Origin of the sequence: Tessaracoccus lubricantis (genome assembly GCF_039544535.1) — a bacterium.
GTDB lineage: Bacteria > Actinomycetota > Actinomycetes > Propionibacteriales > Propionibacteriaceae > Arachnia > Arachnia lubricantis.
Genome location: NZ_BAABLV010000045.1, coordinates 1 through 5,991, shown reverse-complemented (window position 1 = coordinate 5,991; position 5,991 = coordinate 1). Strand labels below are relative to the sequence as shown.

Sequence of the window (5,991 nt, the reverse complement as noted above, 5' to 3'; positions counted from 1 at the left end):
GAACACACCAACACACCCGTCAACCGCCTACCCCTGACCGGATAGAAAAACACCACTCAAAGGGACTTGACCCACGTCGAATGCTCCCCTTGCGAGAAGCCGCGTCTCGTAGCGATCACCTTCAGCTTCGGGATCGTCCATCTGGCTGTTGATAACTTCGAAGTCGGCATATGGCACACCGTCGAGTTTGTGCCGCAGCCAACTCGCGAAGAGTTGAGGGGCATCGGGGTCAAGGCCAACATACTCATCCACATGGAAGAAGGTCACTGCCTCCCAGGGGAGTTCTCGCATGGCGAAAAGTGAAGTGAGTACCGGCTCTTGGGAGGGCGCCGAGGCGAGAAGCACCGAACAGCTCCCGTCAGTGGAAACTGCGTGTCGGATAACGTCCGCCGCTCGCTTGGCAGCTGCCTGACCCAGTTCGGTCGTCGAGTCGAAAGTGAGGATCCGGTCCGATGGGAAGTCGGCTCTGGATAGCGTCATTACGAGTCTTCCTCTCTAGAAGGGGCCCGGACGATGCAGGCTGCAGAATGTCCGGGTGAAGTCTCAATAAGTTGGGGATCGACGGTCCGACACTCGGGGATTCGTAAGCTGCAGCGGGGTTCAAACCGACATCCGACTCCCACATCTGCCTGAGATTGCTCAGACTCCAGCACGGTGCGCTGGCTTCGGTGACCATGAAGGCTAGGAACAGCCGCGATCATCCCCTCTGTGTATGGGTGCAGAGGTGTCGCCAAGACACTTCGCGACGGTCCCACCTCCACGATTCTCCCGAGGTACATGACCGCCACACGGTGAGAAACGTGGCGCACAACTGCGATGTCATGGCTGATAAACATGTAGGCCAAGTTCCGTTTCTCTTGCAGGCGACTCAGCAAGTTGAGGATCTGTGCCTGCACTGAGACGTCCAGCGCCGACACCGGCTCGTCCAGAATCAGGACTTTGGGATCGACTGAAAGTGCCCGGGCGATCCCCACCCGCTGGAGTTGGCCTCCTGACAGCTCACCCGGCAGCCGCTCAAGCATGTTCTGGCTCAGCCCAACTTCCTCGAACAGCTGCGCAACAATCTCGCTGCGGCTGCGTGAGTTGACCCCCCGCACACGAAGGGGCTCCGCTGCATTGGCCGCCACAGACAGGCTCGGGTTGAGGGCCGTATATGGATCTTGGAAGACAACCTGCACATGATCGCGCATCTCACGCAGCGCCCGTCGAGATGCGCGCGTGATGTCTTGTCCCTCGAATAGCACCTTGCCACCATCTGACTCAATGAGGCGAAGCAGAGTATGCGCCAGAGTTGACTTGCCGGATCCCGACTCACCGACTACGCCAAGCGTTTCCCCTTGTCGCAGAACAATCTCGACATCGTCTACGGCCACGAGCGGGGCAGCGCGTCGGAGTTGGAATCCCTTGCGCCTAAACTCAACACGAAGATCCTCAGCGCCAAGGAGCGGCGCTCCAGGGGTCAAGACATCTGACGGAGCGGAAGAGACTTCAGCATTCGCCGCGAATGCCTGCTCGCCAGAGAAATGGCAGGCCGACAGTCTGCCCTGGCGCTCCTCCAACTCAGGGGTCACCTCATGACAGATTGGCCTGTCTTTACCCACCGGACAGCGTGCGGCAAACGGGCACCCATCACCCAGGCTCGATGGATCTGGAGGGCTGCCGGGAATAGGGAGAAGCTGGCCATCGGATTCCAAGCTGGGGTGGCAACTGAGGAGTCCCTGCGTATAGGGATGTCGCGGGTCCGCCAGTACCTCATGGGTCAGTCCCTGCTCCATCACGCGTCCGCCGTACATGACGACGATCTGTTTAGTGTTCTCGGCCACGACGCCTAGGTCATGAGTGATGAGGATGAAGGCGCCCTGCAGATCTTCTGAGACTTCATGAAGGAGGTCCAGCAACTGGGCTTGGATAGTTACATCAACAGCAGTCGTTGGTTCATCAGCGACAAGGAGCTGCGGCCCGTTTGCGATCGCCATGGCAATCATGACTCGTTGCGACATCCCACCCGAAAACTCGTGCGGGAACTGGTCTGCGCGTCTGTTCGCTTCCGTGATCCCCACTCGATCAAGCAGTTCAATAGCCTTCGCGCGAGCCTGTTGTCGACTCAATTTCGGGGAGTGGATCCGGAGGGCCTCAACGATCTGGTCGCCAATCGACATGACAGGGTCAAGCGAAGTGATGGGGTTCTGGAAGACCATGGCCATGGCCTTGCCCAGCAGTGAGCGTCGATGCCTGCGAGACAGCGCTGTCAGGTCTTGCCCCCCGAGACGTACGGCTCCTTCAATAGTCGCTCCGGAAGGGAGCAAACCCAAGGCAGCCAGGAAGGTGACGCTCTTTCCGGAGCCCGATTCGCCAACCACCCCAATGGCATCTCCAGCATTAACGACGAGGTCGACTCCCCGCACCGCTCGCACCTCCGAGCCACCGGTATTGAAGGTGACTCGGAGGTTGTCGAGTTCGAACAGAGGAGATCCCGGCATGATCGTCAGAAGCTCGCCTTGTCCAGCACCAAGGCGTTCTGGTGATCGCGTGCGACCCCCTTGAGTTCCGGTTTGAACATGTACAGCTGAGGAACGTAGTAGGTTCCGATCGCCCACGCTTCATCAACAATTACGTCATTGAGCTGGTCGAATGCTGCTTGGCGAGCCTTCTCGTCCTGTTCCGAAGTAAGAGTTTCGATAGCCTCAACATAAGCCTGTGGCGGAACGCCATCGGGCCATAGCGGGTTGTTGCTAAGCCGGAAGAGGCTGTTCTGGGTGATGCGCGGCAAACTGAGCTGTCCACCACCCATTTGCCCGAGCACTACGCCGAAATCTCCGGCTACAAGGCGATCCTGGAAAGTTGCGGCATCCACCTGCTCGATCTGGAGGTCGAAGCCGATAGATGCAAGATCTGCTTGGATAATCTGCATCACGGAGATGCTGATCGGATCAGATCCGTTGACCATCGCCGCACCTGCCGCGACAGATACATCTTCGAGCAGGGCCTTGGCCGCCTCCAGATCATACTGAACCCGATCATCATACGAGTCGTCCTGTGCCGGAGAGTTGGGACCCCACGGCAAAGCAGCCGCACCGCCAAACCCGAAGAGCACCTCTTCAACGATGCGATCACGGTTCACACTGTGCCAAAGTGCCTGGCGAAGACTCTTCTGATCGAAGGGAGGGGTGATGGCCGAAACCCGCAGCAGCATGGTGGCCGAGCCAGGGTAGGAGTCGAGATACTCGAACTTTTCCTGAAGCCTCTGACCGTCTCGAGGCGGTACATAGACGGCTAGATCCAAAGCTCCGGACTCAAGCCCTGACGTGAGTGCCCGCGTATCCGTGAAGATGCGCAATTCAATCCGCTGGGTTTCCACTTCCCCGCCATACCAATCAGGGTTCGCCTCAAGTGTGAGGCTCTGGCCAGCGGTCCTCGAGACGAGTCGGTAGGGGCCGGCGCTCGCCGGAGTCGTGGCCAGGCCCTCTGCGGAGTTGTGGTCCTTGTCTACGACGGGCTGTCCAACTAGGAGGTCTTCGACGAGCGTCTGGGACGTTGGTCCCTTGAACTTCAACTCCACAAGCAGTGGTTCGGGGCTGGAAACACTCTCAATGATCTGTGAGGGGCTGGCTAGGTTGAAGCCGGTCTCGGGGTTCATGGCCCGCTCGAAAGCAAAGACCACGTCTTCCGCAGTCATCGTCTTGCCTGTTGTAAACACGACATCGTCTCGGAGTTTCAGCGTGCATGTGGTTCGGTCATCGGACAACTCGTAGCCCGCGAGGGTGTCGAGTTGCGGATTCAGGTCCTCGTCATACGTCAAGAGCCATGCGTTCAGTAGTCGGAGCACAATGATGGCGTTCGTGGTTTGGGCGTACGGATCGAAGTTCAGTACATCCACCGCGGAGCCCATGGTGATCACTTCGCTTTTGGCTCCGGAGGGTTCTCGGGAAGTAGTGGCCCCGCCAGCTTCCGGACTACGACCAGAGTCAGTGGTGGGAGTGGAACAGCCGCTCACAAGTGGGCCAACCACTACGGCTCCACCCAAGAGCGCGCCTAGGGAGATCACTCGGCGTCGAGTGAACTTCGTCCGGTTATTCATGATGTCTCTCCTTCTTTGGTTAGGACACGCGGACACGGGGATCAAGGACGGCATAGAGCACGTCAACGATCATGTTGATGACGACAAAACTGACGACAACGACCAGCAACGACCCTTGGACTACGGGGTAATCACGCACGTTGACAGAGGTGAAGACGAGTCGCCCGAGGCCGGGATAGTTGAAGATGGACTCGGTGACGACGGTTCCACCCACGAAACCGCCCATCTGGAGACCGATGACTGTGATGATCGGCAGGAGTCCGTTGCGGAGTGCATGCCGAACAACGACTCTCGGTTCTTGGGCCCCTTTGGCCCGAACCGCGCGGATGTAGGGTTCTCGAAGGGCATCCCACACAGAGCTCCGAACGAAGCGCACTAGGACGGCAGCCATGAAGAGGCCTAGAACCAGGGCAGGCAGAGCAGAGTTGCTCAAGGCCGCGAGGGGATCCGTGAAAAAGGGGATGTAGTCGGAGTAGGTGGTGAACCACCTCAGCGACAGCCCGAACAGCCAGATGAACATGATCCCAAGCCAGAAACTTGGTGTCGCGAGCAACACGACTTGGGCAACTGATGCAACCGCAGCCACAACCCCGCGGGGCCGTAGCGCCGCGTAGGTCCCGACAGGCAGCGCAATGCTCAGCCCGACGACGAGCGTGAACGCGATTAGCTGAAGAGTGGCAGCCAATCGCTCAACGATCAATTGGGTGACGGGGACCTGCGAGGCTAGTGAGAGCCCCAAGTCTCCCTTTAGTGCACTGCCCAACCAGTAGAGATACTGAAGCGCCACAGGCTGATCGAGCCCAAGCCTCCGCCGCACTTCGGCCAACTGCTCCGGTGTCGCATTTGGCCCAGCGATCGCTACCTCAGGGCTTCCTGGAACTGCATGGATGATGAAGAAGACCGCGATCGAACTGAGGAACAGGGTTATCAAGAGCTGCCCAAAGCGCTTCACCAAGAATCTGGCCATTACGACACCACCCCCGCGCGGCGGACGGCAGAGCCGAACTTTCGCTGCAGCCCCTGGCCAACAAGATCGAGGGCGATCACTAGCGTGGTGATGATGACACCCATGAGGAGCGGGTACCAAGGAGCGAGGAATAGGTTGTCATTTCCTGCTGCAAGCATGGCGCCGAGAGCAGGGTGGGGCGGAGGCAAACCAAGACCTAGGAAGCTCAACCCCGATTCTGTGAGAACTGCCGTTGACGCGGCAACCACAAATTGGACAGTCGCCCCACCAAGCGAGTTCGGCAGAACCGTACGGCCCATGATGTCCGGGGCCGCCGCGCCGGCAGCTCTTTGCGCCACGACGTAGCCGCGCTCCCTGATGGAAATAGCGGATGCACGAGTCAGGGCGAGCGTATGGCGGAATCCCCACGATCGTGAGGGCGATGAGCAAGGGCGTAAGCCCACCACCGAGAACCGCCACGGTCACGACGGCCAGAAGAACTGGAGGGAAAGCCAGAATCATGTCCATTACCCTCATCACGACGGCATCAACCCAGCCACCAAGGTAGCCGGAGACGAGTCCCAGAAGGACCCCGATGACTCCCGCTGCTACAGCTGTAGCTATGGCGACAAAAATGGAAGCTCTCATCCCGTGTAGAGCCCGCGAAAAGACGTCGCGGCCAAGTTCATCTGTACCGAAGAAGTGTTGCCAGCTAGGTGGCTGCAGGACTCCGAAACCTTGGGACAGTGGTGGATACGGAGCGATGATGGGGGCGAGCAAACTTGCGCTCACCAGCAAGACAATCATCGCCGCACCGAGCATGCCCGCTTTGCTCCCGCGGAATCCTGCCCGGGGCGCTCGCTTTGCTTTGGCCTTGAGCTGCAACACTGCATCACCGGCTCTTCGTACCTGAGCGTGGGGTCATAGTCGTAGACCGCCGCCGATGAGGAGCATTCTGAGGCGGTAG

General features: G+C 59.1%; 5 protein-coding genes and 1 pseudogene. All 6 read right to left on the bottom strand.

The features are described from left to right. Positions 1-27 precede the first annotated feature (27 nt). Entirely contained in the window at positions 28-480 is a 453-nt protein-coding gene (locus ABEA30_RS15045; RefSeq protein WP_345584300.1) for a 6-phosphogluconolactonase, read from the bottom strand. Then, positions 480-2,480, bottom strand: a complete 2,001-nt coding sequence (locus ABEA30_RS15040) for an ABC transporter ATP-binding protein (protein WP_345584298.1) — start codon at positions 2,478-2,480, stop codon at positions 480-482. The genes ABEA30_RS15045 and ABEA30_RS15040 overlap by 1 nt, the downstream gene beginning before the upstream one ends. 5 nt (positions 2,481-2,485) lie before the next feature. Further along, positions 2,486-3,889, bottom strand: coding sequence for an ABC transporter substrate-binding protein (locus tag ABEA30_RS15035; RefSeq protein ID WP_345584302.1), 1,404 nt, complete (start codon positions 3,887-3,889; stop codon positions 2,486-2,488). A gap of 208 nt (positions 3,890-4,097) precedes the next feature. After that, complete coding sequence (locus ABEA30_RS15030) at positions 4,098-5,045, bottom strand: ABC transporter permease (RefSeq protein WP_345584296.1); 948 nt, start codon at positions 5,043-5,045, stop codon at positions 4,098-4,100. Next, positions 5,045-5,488: an ABC transporter permease subunit gene (locus ABEA30_RS15985; RefSeq protein ID WP_386086216.1), complete on the bottom strand. Its 444-nt coding sequence runs from the start codon at positions 5,486-5,488 to the stop codon at positions 5,045-5,047. Before ABEA30_RS15985 ends, ABEA30_RS15030 begins: the two co-directional genes overlap by 1 nt. After that, a pseudogene (locus ABEA30_RS15980) lies at positions 5,445-5,912 on the bottom strand (ABC transporter permease); the annotation flags it as partial. The pseudogene ABEA30_RS15980 and the gene ABEA30_RS15985, both read right to left, overlap by 44 nt. Positions 5,913-5,991 lie beyond the last annotated feature (79 nt).